The organism is Kineococcus sp. R86509 (genome assembly GCF_042466365.1).
GTDB lineage: Bacteria > Actinomycetota > Actinomycetes > Actinomycetales > Kineococcaceae > Kineococcus.
Genome location: NZ_JAXHCE010000001.1, coordinates 4,357,429 through 4,373,653, shown reverse-complemented (window position 1 = coordinate 4,373,653; position 16,225 = coordinate 4,357,429). Strand labels below are relative to the sequence as shown.

Annotated in this window: 11 protein-coding genes; 4 read left to right on the top strand and 7 right to left on the bottom strand. The window is 71.0% G+C overall.

The genetic code is table 11. The annotated features are described in order from the left end of the window. Positions 1 to 42: 42 nt before the first annotated feature. The gene (locus tag SJY07_RS21320; protein WP_328292205.1) at positions 43 to 1,089 is read right to left on the bottom strand and encodes a substrate-binding domain-containing protein; all 1,047 of its coding nucleotides are present in this window, start codon (positions 1,087 to 1,089) and stop codon (positions 43 to 45) included. Between the two features lie 428 nt (positions 1,090 to 1,517). Next, the gene (gene glgP / locus SJY07_RS21315; RefSeq protein ID WP_380161489.1) at positions 1,518 to 4,082 is read right to left on the bottom strand and encodes an alpha-glucan family phosphorylase; all 2,565 of its coding nucleotides are present in this window, start codon (positions 4,080 to 4,082) and stop codon (positions 1,518 to 1,520) included. A 124-nt stretch (positions 4,083 to 4,206) separates the two neighbouring features. On the opposite strand from glgP, the gene SJY07_RS21310 reads away from it, so the two are divergent. The 4 genes from SJY07_RS21310 to glgB are packed head-to-tail and all read left to right on the top strand — an operon-like array spanning position 4,207 to position 11,623. Further along, on the top strand, positions 4,207 to 6,249 hold the full coding sequence (locus SJY07_RS21310; protein ID WP_380161488.1) for an alpha-1,4-glucan--maltose-1-phosphate maltosyltransferase: 2,043 nt from the start codon (positions 4,207 to 4,209) through the stop codon (positions 6,247 to 6,249). Between the two features lie 2 nt (positions 6,250 to 6,251). After that, on the top strand, positions 6,252 to 7,988 hold the full coding sequence (gene treS / locus SJY07_RS21305) for a maltose alpha-D-glucosyltransferase (RefSeq protein ID WP_328292208.1): 1,737 nt from the start codon (positions 6,252 to 6,254) through the stop codon (positions 7,986 to 7,988). After that, entirely contained in the window at positions 7,985 to 9,388 is a 1,404-nt protein-coding gene (locus tag SJY07_RS21300) for an aminoglycoside phosphotransferase (RefSeq protein ID WP_380161487.1), read from the top strand. Before treS ends, SJY07_RS21300 begins: the two co-directional genes overlap by 4 nt. Positions 9,389 to 9,424: 36 nt before the next feature. Then, positions 9,425 to 11,623, top strand: coding sequence for a 1,4-alpha-glucan branching protein GlgB (gene glgB / locus SJY07_RS21295; RefSeq protein ID WP_380161486.1), 2,199 nt, complete (start codon positions 9,425 to 9,427; stop codon positions 11,621 to 11,623). A 91-nt stretch (positions 11,624 to 11,714) separates the two neighbouring features. On the opposite strand, the gene SJY07_RS21290 is transcribed toward glgB, so the two are convergent. From SJY07_RS21290 to SJY07_RS21270, 5 genes are read right to left on the bottom strand one after another with little or no spacing between them, the layout of a single operon-like run. Next, positions 11,715 to 12,689: an SDR family NAD(P)-dependent oxidoreductase gene (locus SJY07_RS21290; protein WP_380161485.1), complete on the bottom strand. Its 975-nt coding sequence runs from the start codon at positions 12,687 to 12,689 to the stop codon at positions 11,715 to 11,717. A 60-nt stretch (positions 12,690 to 12,749) separates the two neighbouring features. Next, positions 12,750 to 13,685 carry a glycine betaine ABC transporter substrate-binding protein gene (locus SJY07_RS21285; protein WP_380161484.1) on the bottom strand — a complete coding sequence of 312 codons (936 nt, stop codon included), beginning with the start codon at positions 13,683 to 13,685 and terminating at the stop codon, positions 12,750 to 12,752. After that, on the bottom strand, positions 13,682 to 14,431 hold the full coding sequence (locus tag SJY07_RS21280) for an ABC transporter permease (protein WP_328292213.1): 750 nt from the start codon (positions 14,429 to 14,431) through the stop codon (positions 13,682 to 13,684). Before SJY07_RS21280 ends, SJY07_RS21285 begins: the two co-directional genes overlap by 4 nt. A 1-nt stretch (position 14,432) precedes the next feature. Next, a complete protein-coding gene (locus SJY07_RS21275) occupies positions 14,433 to 15,089 on the bottom strand; it encodes an ABC transporter permease (protein WP_380161483.1) in 657 nt (218 codons plus the stop codon). Beyond that, positions 15,086 to 16,066, bottom strand: coding sequence for an ATP-binding cassette domain-containing protein (locus SJY07_RS21270; RefSeq protein WP_328292215.1), 981 nt, complete (start codon positions 16,064 to 16,066; stop codon positions 15,086 to 15,088). Before SJY07_RS21270 ends, SJY07_RS21275 begins: the two co-directional genes overlap by 4 nt. Between the last annotated feature and the right edge of the window lie 159 nt (positions 16,067 to 16,225).

Sequence of the window (16,225 nt, the reverse complement as noted above, 5' to 3'; positions counted from 1 at the left end):
AGGACCGCGGTCCGGCGCGACGCCGCGCCGGACCGCGCGGGATCAGGAGGCGGTTCCCCAGCAGTTCTGCAGGCCCCACGTGGTGTCCTTCGCATCCAGGCCACCCAGCGGCTTGTCCGTGATCAGCTGCACGCCCGTGTCGATGTACCCCGAGGCCGGGACGGTGGGCTTCGTGCCGTCCTTCGCGAACGCGACGGCCGCCTTCACACCCTCGACCGCCATCTTGGAGGGGAACTGCATGACGGTCGCGGCGATCTTGCCGTCCTTGACGGCCGTGACGCCGGTGCAGCCGCCGTCGATGGAGCCCAGCACCGTGGTCGTGTCCTTGCCCGCGTTCTTCAGCGCGGTGTAGGCGCCGATCGCCGCGGGTTCGTTGATCGTGTAGACGGCGTTGATGGCGTCGTTCTTCTGCAGCAGGTTCTCCATCGCGGTCTGGCCCTTGGCCTGGTCACCGCTGGTGTCCTGCTTGCCGGCGATCTCGGGGCTGTCGTCGGTGAGCCCGATGCCCGTGAGGAAGCCGTCGTGGCGCTGGTCGCCGACCGAGACGCCGGGCTGCAGGTCGAGCATGGCGAGGACCGGGGCCGTGCTGCCGAGGGCCGCCTTGACGTAGGCGCCCTGCTCCTCGCCCGCCTTGGTGTTGTCGGTGGCCCACGTCGCGTCGACCCCCTGGTTGCCCTCGGTCTGGGTGTCGAGGGCGGCGACGAAGATCCCCTTGGCCTGGGCGGCCTTGAGGGTCGGCACGATGGCCTTGGAGTCGTTGGGGGTGATGAGGATGGCCTTGACCCCGGAGGCGATGAGGTTCTCCACCGCGGTGACCTGGCTGTCGTTGTCCCCGTCGGCGGTGCCGGCCTTGGCGATCAGCTCCGCGCCCTCGGCCTTGGCCTCCTTCGTGGCGGCGTCGCGCATGGAGACGAAGTAGGGGTTGGAGTCGGTCTTGGTGACCAGACCGATCTTGAGGGTGCCGCCGCTGTCGCCGCTGGCGCCCGTGTCACCCGTCTTCGTGGCGCTGCAGCCCGCGAGAGCCGTGGGGACGGCGAGGAGCACGGCGGCGAGGGCGATGGTGCGGGACCTGCGGGTGGTGGCGCGCATGACTGTTCCTCCTGGTGACCTCGACGAGGTCTGGACGTTGCTGGGCGGGCCCGTCGGAGACGGGTGGTGCGTCGGGGTGTCCGCCGCGGCGGACCGCGAGCTCGGGACACGGGGTGGACGGGCGCGGTGGGTGCGACCACGGGTGGAGTGCGGTGCCGGTGGAGTGCGGTGGAGATCGACGGCTGATCACTCGCTCATGGGCACCCTTGCCTGTAGCTCGAGACGTAATCCATTGCGCAATGGATTACGTGAGGTTACGACACCCCCCTCGGCGGACGCAAGCACGTTCAGGACACGGAACTCTCACGAAACGCGGGGCCGGGTCCGGCGCGGCCGTGTCGGCGTCGACACGACCCGCTCGGGCTCCCCGGCGCCGCTCGCCACGGCCTGGTCACCCCCCTCGGAGGGGGTGACCAGGCGCCCGGGGTTCAGGCGTTGGCGACGAGGCCCAGCTCGGCGGGGGTGGCCAGACCCGCGTGGCGGGGCAGGACGCGCACGGTGTAGCCGAACGGGCCGGTCTGGCGGAGGGTGAACTCCCCCTCGAACCGGTGCCGGCCGTCGCCGAAGGACTCACCGTGGTGCAGCGACACCGTGCCCGAGGGTCGCAGTTCGTCGGAGTCGTTGACCCGGCCGTGGACGACCTGGACCTCGACGTCGTCGGTGGAGAGCTCCCCCAGCGACACGAAGCCCCGGACGTGGACGACGTCGCCGATCTCAGCGGAGTCGCCGACGCCGGAACTCTCGACGTGGTCCACCCGCACGGACGGCCAGGCCCGGCGGACGGTGCCCTTCCAGGCGGCGAGGTCCTTGGCCGCGGCCCCGGAACCGGCGAGCGCCGCGCGGCCGGCGCGGGCGGCCGGCACGTAGAGCTGCTCGACGTAGTCGGTGACCATCCGGCTCGCCAGCACCTTCGGGCCGAGGGAGGCCAGGGTGTGGCGGACCATCTCCAGCCAGCGGGCCGGCAGACCCCGTTCGTCGCGGTCGTAGAACCGCGCGGCGACGGAGTTCTCGACGAGGTCGTAGAGCGCGGCGGCCTCGAGGTCGTCGCGGTGCTCGGCGTCCTCCACGCCGTCGGCGGTGGGGATCGCCCAGCCGTTGCCGCCGTCGTACCACTCGTCCCACCAGCCGTCGAGGATGGAGAGGTTCAGGCCGCCGTTCAGCGCGGCCTTCATCCCGCTCGTCCCGCACGCCTCGAAGGGGCGCAGCGGGTTGTTCAGCCAGACGTCGCAGCCGGGGTAGAGCGAGAGCGCCATCGTGATGTCGTAGTTGGGCAGGAAGACGATCCGGTGCCGCACCTCGGGGTCGTCGGCGAAGTGGACCATCTGCTGGATGAGGCGCTTGCCGGTCTCGTCGGCCGGGTGCGACTTGCCCGCGATGACCAGCTGCACGGGACGCTGCGGGTGCAGCAGCATCGCCTTGAGCCGCTCGGGGTCGCGCAGCATGAGCGTGAGGCGCTTGTAGGTCGGGACGCGACGGGCGAAGCCGATGGTGAGCACGTCGGGGTCGAGCACGTCCTTGGTCCACGCGAGCTCGGCCTCGGAGGCCCCCCGCTGCAACCAGGACAGCTTCAGCCGCCGCCGCGCGTCCTCGACGAGACGACCACGCAGCACCCGCCGGGTCCGCCAGATCTCCTCGTCGGGGACCTGGCCGACCTTCTCGAAGCCCAGACCGTCGCGGGCGATCTCCTTGCCGATGTACTGCCGGCCCATGGAGATGACCTCGGGCGCCACCCACGTCGGGGCGTGGACACCGTTGGTGATCGAGGCGATCGGCACCTCGGGGGCGTCGAAACCCGGCCAGAGGCCGTCGAACATCCCGCGGCTGACGGCTCCGTGCAGCTGGGACACCCCGTTGGCGCGCTGCGCGAGCCGCAACCCCATGACGGCCATGTTGAAGACGCCGGGGTCCCCGCCCTCGTAGTCCTCCGCCCCGAGCGCCAGGATGCGCTCGACGGGCACGCCCGGCAGCGGGTTGTCGCCGCCGAAGTACAGCTCGATCTGGTCCCGGCCGAAGCGGTCGATCCCGGCCGGGACGGGGGTGTGGGTGGTGAACACCGTCGCGGCGCGGACGGCTTCCAGGGCCTCGTCGAAGCTCAGTCCACGCTCGACGTGCTCGCGGATCCGTTCCACCGACAGGAACCCCGCGTGGCCCTCGTTGGTGTGGTAAACCTCCGGCTGCGGGGTCCCGGTGAGACGGGCGTGCAGGCGCAGGGCGCGCACACCGCCGATGCCGCAGAGGAGTTCCTGCTGCAGCCGGTGCTCGCCGCCGCCGCCGTAGAGACGGTCGGTGACCCCCCGGGCGGCGTCGTCGTTCTCCTCGACGTCGGAGTCGAGGAGCAGCAACGGGACGCGCCCGACCTGCGCCTTCCAGACCTGCGCCCAGAGCCGACGCCCGCCGGGCAGGTCGACGGACACCTTGGCGGCGCTGCCGTCGGTCTCGCGCAGCTGCGACAGCGGCAGCCCGTCGGGGTCGAGCACCGGGTAGGTCTCCTGCTGCCAGCCGTCACGGGACAGCGACTGCTTGAAGTACCCCGTGGCGTAGAACAGGCCGACGCCGACGATGGGGACGGCGAGGTCGCTCGCGGACTTCAGGTGGTCCCCGGCGAGGATCCCGAGGCCGCCGGAGTACTGCGGCAGCGCACCGGTGATGCCGAACTCCATCGAGAAGTAGGCCACGGTCGCCGGCGCGTCGGCCCCGAGCGTGGCGTACCAGCCCGGTCGCTCCAGGTAGGTGTGCAGGTCCTCCGCGCAGGCCTCGACCCGCGCCACGAACCGCGGGTCGGCGGCGAGGGCCTCGAGGCGTTCGGTGCTCAGGGCGCCCAGCAGCGCCCCGGGTTCTCGGTGCACGGCGACCCAGGCCGCGGGGTCCATCGACTCGAAGAGGTCCCGGGTGGGCTTGTGCCAGGACCAGCGGAGGTTGCTCGCGAGCTCACCCAGCGGCGCCAACGGCGCGGGCAGCACGGTGCGGACGGTGAAGCGCCTGATTGCTCTCACGCGCCGGACCCTAGTCCTCGGGATCACGCCACCGCGACGACGCGCGGAGACCTTTCCGACTCCCGCCCGACTCCCCGTGCCCCTCCCGCGCGACGGGAGGCGTGGCCCTCGGTAGGTTCGCCCCGTGACGACCGACCGCGCCGCAGACCTCGAGACGCTGACCGTGCAGAGCACGGCGACCAGCACCCCCGTCGTGGGGCGCATCCCGGTGCTCGGGGTGAGTCCCGTCGTCGACGCCGGCCGCTGGCCCGCCCAAGCCGTTCCCGGTGAGCTGATCCCCGTGCGCGCCACCGTCTTCCGCGAAGGTCACGACGCCGTCGCCGCGACCGCGGTGCTGGTCCGCCCGGACGGCACGGACGGCCCCTCGACGCGGATGACGCTGGTCAACGCCGGCCTCGACGCCTACGTGGCGACGCTCTCCCCCGACGCCGAGGGCGACTGGGGCCTGCGCGTCGAAGGGTGGTCGGACCCCTACGGCACCTGGGACCACGACGCGACGATCAAGGTCGAGGCCGGGGTCGACGTCGCCCTCATGCTGGAGGAGGGTGCGCGGCTGATGGAGCGCGCGGCGGCCTCCCCGGGGCGTCCCGACGGGGACGCGCAGGTGCTGCACGACGCCGCCAACGGCCTGCGCGACACCTCCCGCAGCGACCACGACCGTCTCGACGCCGGGCGCGGCGACGCCGTCCGGGGCGTCCTGGACGCCCTGCCCGTCCGCGACCTGGTCAGCCCGTCGCAGACCTTCCCGCTGCGGGTGGAACGGAAGCTGGCGACGTTCAGCTCCTGGTACGAGTTCTTCCCCCGCTCCGAGGGGGCGCACTGGCTCGAGGACGAGCAGCGCTGGGTCTCGGGGACGTTCCGCACCGCCGCGCAGCGGCTGCCCGCGATCGCCGACATGGGTTTCGACGTGGCCTACCTCACGCCCGTCCACCCGATCGGGCGGATCAACCGCAAGGGCCCCAACAACTCCCTCACCGCCGGCCCGCTCGACCCGGGCTCCCCGTACGCGATCGGCGCGGCCGAGGGCGGCCACGACGCGCTGCACCCCGACCTGGGCACCTTCGAGGACTTCGACTTCTTCGTCGCCCGCGCCCGGGAGCTCGGCCTCGAGGTCGCGATGGACATCGCCCTGCAGTGCGCGCCGGACCACCCGTGGGTGGCGAGCCACCCCGAGTGGTTCACCACGCGCGCCGACGGCACGATCGCCTACGCGGAGAACCCCCCGAAGAAGTACCAGGACATCTACCCGCTGAACTTCGACAACGACCCCGCCGGCATCTACGCCGAGGTCAAGCGGGTCGTCGACGTGTGGATCGAGCACGGGGTGACGCTGTTCCGCGTCGACAACCCGCACACGAAGCCCGTGGAGTTCTGGGAGTGGCTGATCACCGAGGTGCGCGTCGAGCACCCCGAGGTCATCTGGCTGGCCGAGGCGTTCACGAAGCCGGCGATGATGCACACCCTGGCCAAGGTCGGGTTCCAGCAGTCGTACTCCTACTTCGCGTGGCGCAACGCCGCGTGGGAGATCCGCGAGTACGTCGAGCAGCTCTCCCAGGAGTCCGCGCACTACATGGTGCCGAACTTCTGGCCGACGACGCACGACATCCTCACCCCGACCATGCAGTACGGCGGGCCGCCGGTGTTCAAGCTGCGCGCGGTCCTCGCGGCCCTGCTCAGCCCGTCCTGGGGCATCTACACCGGCTACGAACTCGTCGAGCACGCCGCCCGTCCGGGGGCCGAGGAACAGCTCGACAACGAGAAGTACCAGTTCCGTCCCCGCGACTTCGCCAAGGCCGAGGCCGAGGGCTGGTCGCTGGCGCCCTACCTGAAGAAGCTGAACCAGGCCCGCGCCGCGCACCCGGCCCTGCAGCAGTTGCGGGGCACCGTCTTCCACGCCACCGACGACGAGAACGTCCTGTGCTTCAGCCGTCGCCGGGTCGAGGCGGACGGCACCGAGGACCTCGTCCTCGTCGTCGTGAACCTCGACCCGCACGCCGTCCGCGAGACCACCGTCCACCTCGACATGGCCGCGATCGGGCGCGAGTGGTGGGAACGCTTCACCGTGCGCGACGAACTCACCGGTGCGGAGTTCGAGTGGGGCGAGCACGACTTCGTGCGGCTGAACCCCTACGAGGAACCCGCGCACGTGTTCCACGTGCGGTCCTGACGGTGGAAGGTCTCCACTTCGCCGGGCTCGGGGACCGCGGCGGGCTGAAGAACGACCCCCAGTGGTACAAGACGGCGGTCTTCTACGAGGCGCTGGTGCGCGCCTTCGCGGACTCCAACGGTTCCGGCACCGGTGACTTCGCCGGGCTCGCGGCCAAGCTCGACTACCTGCAGTGGCTCGGGATCGACTGCCTCTGGCTGCCGCCGTTCTACGCCTCCCCGTTGCGCGACGGCGGGTACGACATCTCCGACTACAACGCGGTGCTGCCCGAGTTTGGGACCCTGCACGACTTCCAGCGCCTGGTGACCGAGGCCCACCAGCGCGGGATCCGCATCGTCATCGACCTGGTCATGAACCACACCAGCGACCAGCACCCCTGGTTCCAGGCGAGCCGCAACGACCCCGACGGGCCCTACGGGGACTTCTACGTCTGGAGCGACGACGACACGAAGTACCCCGACGCGCGCATCATCTTCGTCGACACCGAGACCTCGAACTGGACGTTCGACCCGGTCCGGCGGCAGTTCTTCTGGCACCGCTTCTTCTCCCACCAGCCGGACCTGAACTTCGACAACCCGGCCGTGGAGGAGGCGATGTTCGACTCCGTCCGCTTCTGGCTGGACATGGGCATCGACGGCTTCCGCCTCGACGCCGTGCCCTACCTCTACGTCCAGGAGGGCACCAACGGGGAGAACCTCCCCCAGACCCACGACTACCTGCACCGGCTGCGGAAGATGGTCGACGAGGAGTTCCCCGGCCGGGTCCTGCTCGCCGAGGCCAACCAGTGGCCCTTCGACGTCGTGGAGTACTTCGGGACCGAGGAGGCCCCGGAGTGCCACATGTGCTTCCACTTCCCGGTGATGCCCCGGCTGTACTACGCGCTGCGGGAGGGGCGGGCGACCCCGATCTCGGAGATCCTCTCGGCCACCCCCGACATCCCCACCTCCAGCGGTCAGTGGGGCACGTTCCTGCGCAACCACGACGAGCTGACGCTGGAGATGGTGACGACCGAGGAACGGGCCGCCATGTACGGCTGGTACGCCCCGGACCCGCGGATGCGCGCCAACGTCGGGATCCGCCGCCGGCTCGCACCACTGCTGGACAACTCCCGACCCGAGATCCAGCTCATCCACGCCCTCGTCCTGTCGTTGCCGGGCAGTCCGTGCCTCTACTACGGTGACGAGATCGGCATGGGCGACAACATCTGGCTCGACGACCGCGACGCCGTCCGCACCCCGATGCAGTGGACCCCCGACCGCAACTCCGGGTTCTCCTCCGCCGACCCCGGCAAGCTCTACCTGCCGACGATCCAGTCGCTCGTCTACCACTACCAGTCCGTGAACGTCGAAGCGCAGCTCGCGACGGGATCCTCGCTGCTGCACTGGGTCCGCGACGTGCTCGCCGTGCGGCGGGCGCACCCGGCCTTCGGGCGCGGGGCCTACGTGCCGCTCCCGACGCGCGCCGAGGCACGCCCCGAGGAAGGCTCCTGCAGCAACGAGGCGGTGCTCGCGTTCCTGCGCGTGCTGCAGCCGACGCACGACGAGGAAGGTGAAACCGTGCTCTGCCTGAACAACCTCTCCGACCACCCCCAGGCCGCCGCTCTGCGGATGCCGGACCACGCCGGAGCCACCGTCCGCGACGTCTTCGGCGGTGCCGCCTTCGGGCAGGTCGACGCCGACGGGTCGCTGGTCGTCACGCTCGGCTCGCGGGGTTTCTACTGGCTGAAGGTGACCTCGTGAGCGCCGACGTCAGGACCTCCACCGCCTCCGACGAGGCCATCGCCTCCCTGCTGCGGGACTGGGCGCCCGCCCAGCGCTGGTTCGCGCACAAGGGGGTCGCCGCCCACGTGCAACGCATCGAACGCACCCCGCTCGACGAGACCGGCGTCGCGCAGCTCGTCGCGCTCACCGTCCGCTCCGGTGAGGCCGAGGATGCCCCCCGCACCGTCTACTCCGTCCCCATCAGCGTCCGGCCCACCCCCGACGAGGCGCTCGCGCACGCCCTCATCGGCGAACTGCCCGACGTCGACGGCGTCCGCGCCTGGATCTACGACGGGCCGCACGACCCGACCTTCACCCGCTCCCTGCTGACCCTCGTCGCCAGCGGCGAGGGTGCCGGTTCGCGCGCCTTCGGCGTGCACGGCCACAGCGCCCACGGCGGTCTGCCCGTCCCCGCGGCGGCCCGCACCAAGGTGCTCAGCGGCGAGCAGTCCAACACCTCCATCGTCGTCTCCGCCGACGAGGGCGAGACCCCGCTCATCGCCAAGGTGTTCCGGGTCCTCTCCGCGGGCGACAACCCCGACGTCGTCGTCCAGACGGCGCTCGCCGACGCCGGCTGCGGCCGCGTGCCCCGCCCCTCGGGCTGGGTGGACGGGCAGTGGACCGACGCGCAGGGTGGCCGCGCCGTCGGGCACTTCGTGCACGTGACGGAGTTCCTCGCCGGTTCCGAGGACGCCTGGCGCGTCGCCACCGCGGCCGTCGCGCAGGGCCGCGACTTCTCGCCGGAGGCGCGCGAGCTGGGTCGGGCCACGGCCGAGGTCCACGCCGTCCTCGCCGTGGAACTGCCCACCGAGACCGCCACCCCCGACCGGTTGGGGGCGCTCGCCGACGGCCTGCTGGAACGGGTCGCCTGGGCGTGCACCGCCGTACCGCAGCTGCGCGACGTCGCCGAGGCGGCCCGCGCCCGCGTCGACGCCGTCCGCCACGTCACCCACGCCCCGGCCCTGCAGCGCGTGCACGGCGACTACCACCTCGGTCAGGTCCTGCACTCCGCCACCCGCGGCTGGGTCCTGCTGGACTTCGAGGGCGAGCCGCTGCGACCGCTCGCCGAACGCAGCGTGCCCGACCTCGCGCTGCGCGACGTCGCGGGGATGCTGCGGTCCTTCGACTACGCGGCCTCGACCGTCCCCGACCCCGGTGGCTGGGGGGAGGCGTGCCGCGAGGCGTTCCTCGCGGGCTACACCGAGGTCGTCGGTGCCGACCCGCGCGCCGGGGACCAGGCGGTCCTGCTGGCCGCGCTGGAACTCGACAAGGCCCTCTACGAGGTCGTCTACGAGGCCCGCAACCGGCCCGACTGGCTGCGCATCCCCCTCGACGCCGTCCACCGCCTGCTCCAGACCGCCTCCACCGACCCGTCCTGAGAGGCGAGGTCTTGATCACCACGGGAGACTCCGACCATGTCCAGTGAAGCCCCCTCCCCCGCCCCGACCCCCCGCCCCGTCGACGCCGACGACCTGGCTCGGGCCGCCGCCGGGGCGCACTGGTCCCCGCACTCGGTCCTCGGCGCCCACCCCGACGGTGACGCGCTCACCTACCGGGTCCTCAAGCCCTTCGCCTCGGCCGTCACCGTCGTGACCGAGGACGGCAGCCGCGTCGGGCTCGTCCACGAGTACGACGGCGTCTGGGTCGGCGTCCAGCCGGGCGGGGCGGTCGGCGACTACCGCGTCGAGGTGACCTACCCCGGCGCGGAACCGGTCCTGCTCGACGACCCGTACCGCTTCCTCCCCACCGTGGGCCAGGTCGACCTGCACCTCATCGGCGAGGGCCGCCACGAGGAGCTGTGGAACGTCCTCGGCAGCCACGTCAAGCGCTGGAACGGGCCGCGGGGGGCCGTCGAGGGCACGGCGTTCGCCGTGTGGGCGCCCGCGGCGAAGGCGGTGCGCGTCGTCGGCGACCACAACCACTGGAGCGGCCGCGAGCACGGGATGCGCTCGCTGGGGTCCTCCGGGGTCTGGGAGATCTTCGTGCCCGGGGTGGCGGCGGGGTCCCGCTACAAGTTCGAGATCCTCGGCGCCGACGACCACTGGCGTCAGAAGGCCGACCCGATGGCCCGCGCCAGCGAGGTCCCGCCCGCGACGGCCTCGGTCGTCACCGAGTCGTCCTACGCCTGGAACGACGCGGCGTGGCTGGAGCAGCGCGCCGCCCGCAGCGCCCAGGACGGGCCGGTCTCGGTCTACGAGGTGCACCTCGGGTCATGGAAGCAGGGGCTGAGCTACACCGACCTGGCGACCGAGCTCGTCGACTACGTGAGCGCGGCGGGCTTCACCCACGTCGAGTTCCTGCCCGTCATGGAACACCCGTTCGGCGGGTCCTGGGGCTACCAGGTCACGGGTTACTTCGCGCCCACCTCACGCTTCGGCTCCCCCGACGAGCTGCGTCACCTCATCGACGCCCTCCACCAGGCCGGCGTCGGCGTCATCATCGACTGGGTCCCCGGACACTTCCCCAAGGACGAGTTCGCCCTGGCGAAGTTCGACGGCACCGCGCTCTACGAGCACCCCGACCCCCGTCTCGGCGAGCACATGGACTGGGGCACCTACATCCCGAACTTCGGGCGCAGCGAGGTCCGCAACTTCCTCGTCGCCTCTGGGCTGTACTGGCTGGAGGAGTTCCACGCCGACGGCCTGCGCGTCGACGCGGTCGCCTCCATGCTCTACCTGGACTACTCCCGCAACGAGGGCGAGTGGGTCCCCAACCGCTACGGCGGCCGGGAGAACCTCGAGGCGATCGCCTTCCTGCAGGAGGCCAACGCCACCGCCTACAAGCGCACCCCGGGCATCATGATGATCGCGGAGGAGTCCACGGCCTACCCGGGTGTCACGGCCCCCACCAGCGGTGGTGGTCTGGGGTTCGGCCTGAAGTGGAACATGGGCTGGATGAACGACTCGCTGCGCTACTTCGCGCAGGACCCGGTGAACCGGCAGTACCACCACGGTGAGCTGACGTTCAGCCTGGTCTACGCGTTCACCGAGAACTTCACCCTGCCGATCTCGCACGACGAGGTCGTGCACGGGAAGGGCTCGCTGCTGCGCAAGATGCCCGGCGACCGCTGGCAGCAGCTCGCCAACGTCCGCGCCTACCTCGGCTACATGTGGTCCCACCCCGGCAAGCAGTTGCTGTTCATGGGCTCGGAGTTCGGCCAGGAGTCCGAGTGGGCGGAGTCCCGCTCCCTGGACTGGTGGCTGCTGGACACCCCGTGGCACCAGGGTCTGCACCGCCTGGTCTCGACCATGAACGCCGTCTACAAGACCCGCCCGGAACTGTGGTCCGACGACTTCACGTCCGAGGGTTTCCAGTGGATCGACGGTGCCGACAACCAGCGCAACCTCATCTCGTTCGTGCGCCGGTCCACCGACGGCAAACCGCTCGTCGCGGTCTGCAACTTCTCCGGTGCCGCCTACGAGGACTTCCGCGTCGGCCTGCCCAGCGCGGGGCCGTGGCGCGAGATCCTCAACACCGACGCCGAGGAGTTCGCGGGGTCGGGTGTGGTGAACACCGGCGTCCTGAAGGGTGAGGACGTGGCCTGGAACGGTCAGCAGTTCTCCACCGCCCTGCGCGTCCCGCCGCTCGGCGTGACCTGGCTGGTCCCCGCCTGACGCTGATCACCGGGACCACCCGGAACTGACGACGGCCGACGGTCCGGCGGGGAGAACCCTGCCGGACCGTCGGCCGTTCGCGTGGGGCGACTCAGGCGAAGGCGTCCACGCCGGTCAGTTCCGCCGACAACGCCCACAGCCGGGCCGCGGCCTCGGGGTCGGTCGCGTGCGGGGCCACCCCGACGGTGAACCGCGGGCGCTCGGCGTCGACGGGCAGGGCGATCTCGCAGTCCTCGCAGAACACCCCGCCGAGGCCGTCGAGCTTGGGGTTCGTCGCCGCCCAGACCTCCGTCGAGGCTCCCCCGGCCGGGGTCTTGAACCCGTCCATCAGGAGGTTCCCGTCGGCGTCGATCCAGCCGAGGTTCACCATCTCCTCGCGGGGGAGGTGGCGCTGCAGAGGTGTGAGGATCCCGCCCGGGTGCACCGAGAAGGCGCGGACCCCCTGCGGCGCAGCGAGGACGTCGAGGTGGAGCGCGAACAGCGCGTTCGCCGTCTTGGCCTGGCCGTAGGCCGCCCACTTGTCGTACTCGGAGTGCTCGAACATCACGTCGTCCCACCGGATGCCGGAACGGTGGTGGGCGGAACTCGACAGCGACACGACCCGTCCACCGCCGGCCGCGATCGCCGGCCACAACCGGTTCACGAGGGCGTAGTGACCGAGGTGGTTGGTCCCGAACTGCGATTCCCACCCACCCTCGATGCGGGTCAGCGGGTTCGCCATGATCCCGGCGTTGCCGATGAAGGCGTCGATGCTGCGGCCGGAGTCGAGGAAGGTGTTCGCGAACCGGGCGATGCTGCCCTGGTCGCCGAGGTCGAGTTCGGCGACCTCGCCGACGCCGCCCAGTTCCGCGGCGGCGTGTTCCGGGCGACGGGCGGGGACCACGACGTGCGCTCCGGCCGCGGTGAGGGCCCGGGTCGCCTCGAGGCCGATGCCCGAGTAGCCGCCGGTGAGGACGACGAGCTTCCCCGTCAGGTCGATGCCCTCGAGGACCTCGGCCGCGGTCGAGTCGTGTCCGAACCCGGAGCCGACCGGTTCCTGCGGGGTGCGTTGGTACGTCTGCGTCATGGCGCAGACGCTACGACCTGGAGTCGACTCCAGGTCAACTCCAGGTCGCAGCAGGCCGGATCAGAGCAGGCCGAGGGAGGTCAGGTAGTCCTTGGCGACGGTGGCCGACGGCTTCTTGTCGACCTGGACCTCCGCGAGGTACTTGGTCAGGTCCGCGGTGGTCAGCTTCGCCGACAGCCCGTTGAGGGCGTCGGTGATCTGCGAGGTGTTCTTGGAGGATCGGATCAGCGGCAGGATGTTCTGCGCGAGGAACAGGTTCTTGGTGTCCTCGAGGGTGACGAACTTGTTCGTCTCGATGGCCGAGTCGGTGGAGAAGATGTTGCCGACCTGGATCGAGCCGTCCACCAGCGCACCGACGGTCAGCGGACCACCCGCGTCGAGGGCCTTGAACTCCTTGAACTTCACGCTGTAGAGCTCCTGGAGCCCGACGAGACCCTGGTAGCGCTCCTGGAACTCCGGCCCGGCTCCGCAGACGAGGTCCTTCGCGACGGGCGCGAGGTCCTCGATGGTCTTGAGGCTGTACTGGCTCGCGGTGGCCGCGGACACCGAGAGGGTGTCCTTGTCCTCGGCCGCAGACTGCTCGAGCACCTCGGTGCCCTGGGGCAGGACCTTCTTCAGCGCGTCCAGGACCTGCTCGGGGGTGGAGACACCCTCCGGGGCGCTGCCGCTGTCGGAGAGGCCGGCGAGCAGGGCGCCGTTGTACTCGGGCAGCAGGTCGATCGAGCCGTCGTCGAGGGCCTTGAGGTAGACCTCGCGGGCCCCGATGTTGAACTTGCGGGTGACCTTCGCGCCGGCCTTCTCGAGGACCTGGGAGTACATCTCGGCCAGCAGTTCGCTCTCGGGGAAGTTCGCCGAGCCGACGATGACCGTCGCGCTGTCGGCCGACCCCGAGGAGGTGTCGGTCGTGGACAACGGGTCGTCCCCACCACCGCACGCGGCCAGGGTCGCGCTGAGGGAGCCCACCAGGGCGAGTCCGAGGAGGTTCCGGCGGTTCATGACGAGCCTTTCGACGATCCAGCACCAACGAGTTCAACTTCTTCGGGGGACTCTGCCACGGATCCCGTGGCCCGTGCGCGGCCCAGACCGCGCCCGGTGATCCCCGGCGAGACGACGTAGCGCTGCACGAGACCGAGCAGCAGGTCGAGCACGATGGCCAGCGCGGCGACCACGACGGCCCCCGCGACGACCCGTCCGTAGTCGTTGACGGCGAGGCCGTCGACCAGCAGGCGACCGAGACCGGACTGCCCGACGTAGGCCGCGACGGTGGCCGTCGCGACGACCTGCAGCACCGCGGCGCGCAGCCCGCCGAACACGACGGGCAGCGCCATCGGCAGTTCGACGCGGAACAGCACCTGGGTGGACGTCATGCCCATCCCCTTCGCCGCGTCGACGGCGTTGCGGTCCACCGAGCGCAGCCCCGCGTAGGTCGAGGTCAAGATCGGCGGGATGACCAGCACGACGAGCGCGATGAGCACGGGGGTGAACCGCAGCCCCATCAGGACCACGAGCAGGCTCAGCAGCCCCAGCGTCGGCAGCGACCGGCCGGCGTTGCCGGCGTTGATGGCCAGGAACGAGCCCTTGCCGGTGTGGCCGATGAGCAGCCCGATGGGGAAGGCGATGACGAAGCCGACGAGCACCGAGATCGCGGTGTAGCCGAGGTGGGTCACCAGCAGGTGCGGGATCGAACCGGTGGTCCCCCAGTCCCAGTGGGCGGGGTCGAGCAGGTACGGGGTGTCGTTCACGTCAGGCTCCTGCCCCGGCTCGGGTCCACGGGGTGACGGCCCGCTGGAACAGCACGATCACCACGTCGGCGATCGCGGCGAGCAGGATCGAGAGCACGATCCCGACCACGATCGGTGCGGTGTAGAAGAGCTGGAACCCGCGGGTGAACAGGGCCCCGAGGCCACCGATCCCCAGCAGGGCCCCGACGCTGACGAGGGAGATGTTCGAGACCGCCGCGACCCGGACCCCGGCGAGGATGACGGGCGCCGCCAGCGGGAGCTCGACCTCGAGGAGGCGACGGGTCCGCTTGTAGCCCATGGCCGTCGCGGCCTCCGTCAGCGCCGGGTCGACGGAGCGCAGACCGTCGGCGACGGTCCGCGACATCAGCGCCACCGTGTAGATCGCGAGCGCCACCACGATGTTCACCGGGGAGAGGATCTTCGTCCCGAGCACGTAGGGCAGGGTGACGAAGATGGCCAGCGACGGGATCGCGTAGACGACGCCGGAGATGTTGAGGATCGGGTGGTAGAGCCAGCCGAACCGCACCCCGAGGTAGCCGATCGGCAGCGCCACGACCACCCCGACGACGAGCGGGATCACGGCGAGCAGCACGTGCTGGCCGAGGGCGTCGAGGACGATCCCGGAGTTGTCGCGGAGGTAGTCGAGGATCGAGTTCACCGGCGCTTCTCCAGCAGGTCGACGACGTCGTGGTGGTGCACGAACCCCGTCGCGCGGCCCTCGTCGTCGACCTGGACGGCGATCCCGTGCGGGGAGGTCAGGGTCAGGTCGATGACGGTGCGCAGCGAGTCGCCGGCGCGGAAGCCGTCGATCCCGACGGGTCGCCCGGCCTCGTCGAGGGCGAGGGTGGTGAAGGTCTCGTCGGTGACGGGCCGCACGGGGAGGTCCTGCAGGCCCTCGAAGGAGAGCCCGCGGTAGCCGCGGTCACGGCCGACGAAGTGGCGGACGAAGTCGTCGGCCGGTTTCGTCAGCAGGTCCCGGGGCGAGCCGACCTGGGCGAGGTGGCCGCCCTCGCGGAAGACGGCGATGCGGTCCCCCAGCGTGATGGCCTCGTCGATGTCGTGGGTGACGATGGCGATGGTCTTGCCGAGCTCGCCCTGCAGCCGGAGGAACTCCTCCTGGAGCTGACCGCGCACGATGGGGTCGACGGCGGAGAACGGTTCGTCCATGAGCATGACGGGCGGGTCGGCCGCGAGCGCCCGGGCGACGCCGACGCGCTGCTGCTGGCCGCCGGAGAGCTGGGCCGGGTAGCGGTCGGCGAAGGCCGTCGGCAGGCCGACGCGTTCGAGCAGCTCGAGGGCGACCTGACGCTGCTTGCCGCGGCCGACGAGCTTGGGGACCGTCATGACGTTGTCGAGGACGGTCTTGTGCGGGAAGAGGCCCGCGTGCTGGATGACGTAGCCGATGCCGCGGCGCAGGGCCGCGGGGTCCTTGCTGCGGACGTCGTCGCCGTCGATGGTGATGCGGCCACCGGTCGGCTCGATCATCCGGTTGATCATGCGCAGGGACGTCGTCTTGCCACATCCGGAGGGCCCCACGAAGACCGTGATCTGGCCCGTGGGCAGTTCGAGGTCGAGCTGTTCGACCGCCACCGTCCCGTCGGGGAACTGCTTGCGGACGGCCTCGAACGTGATCACGGGCGGCTCCTGGGTTGAACCGACGAGCCCACGGGGCGCGCCTGCGGTGCTGCGGTCTCGGGCGGGTACATGGTTGGCGGTGGTCGTGGTCGGGTCAACCAGGCACGGCCAGGCGCGACCAGGCTTTACCTGATCGCAACCTGCACCTGATCGCAACCT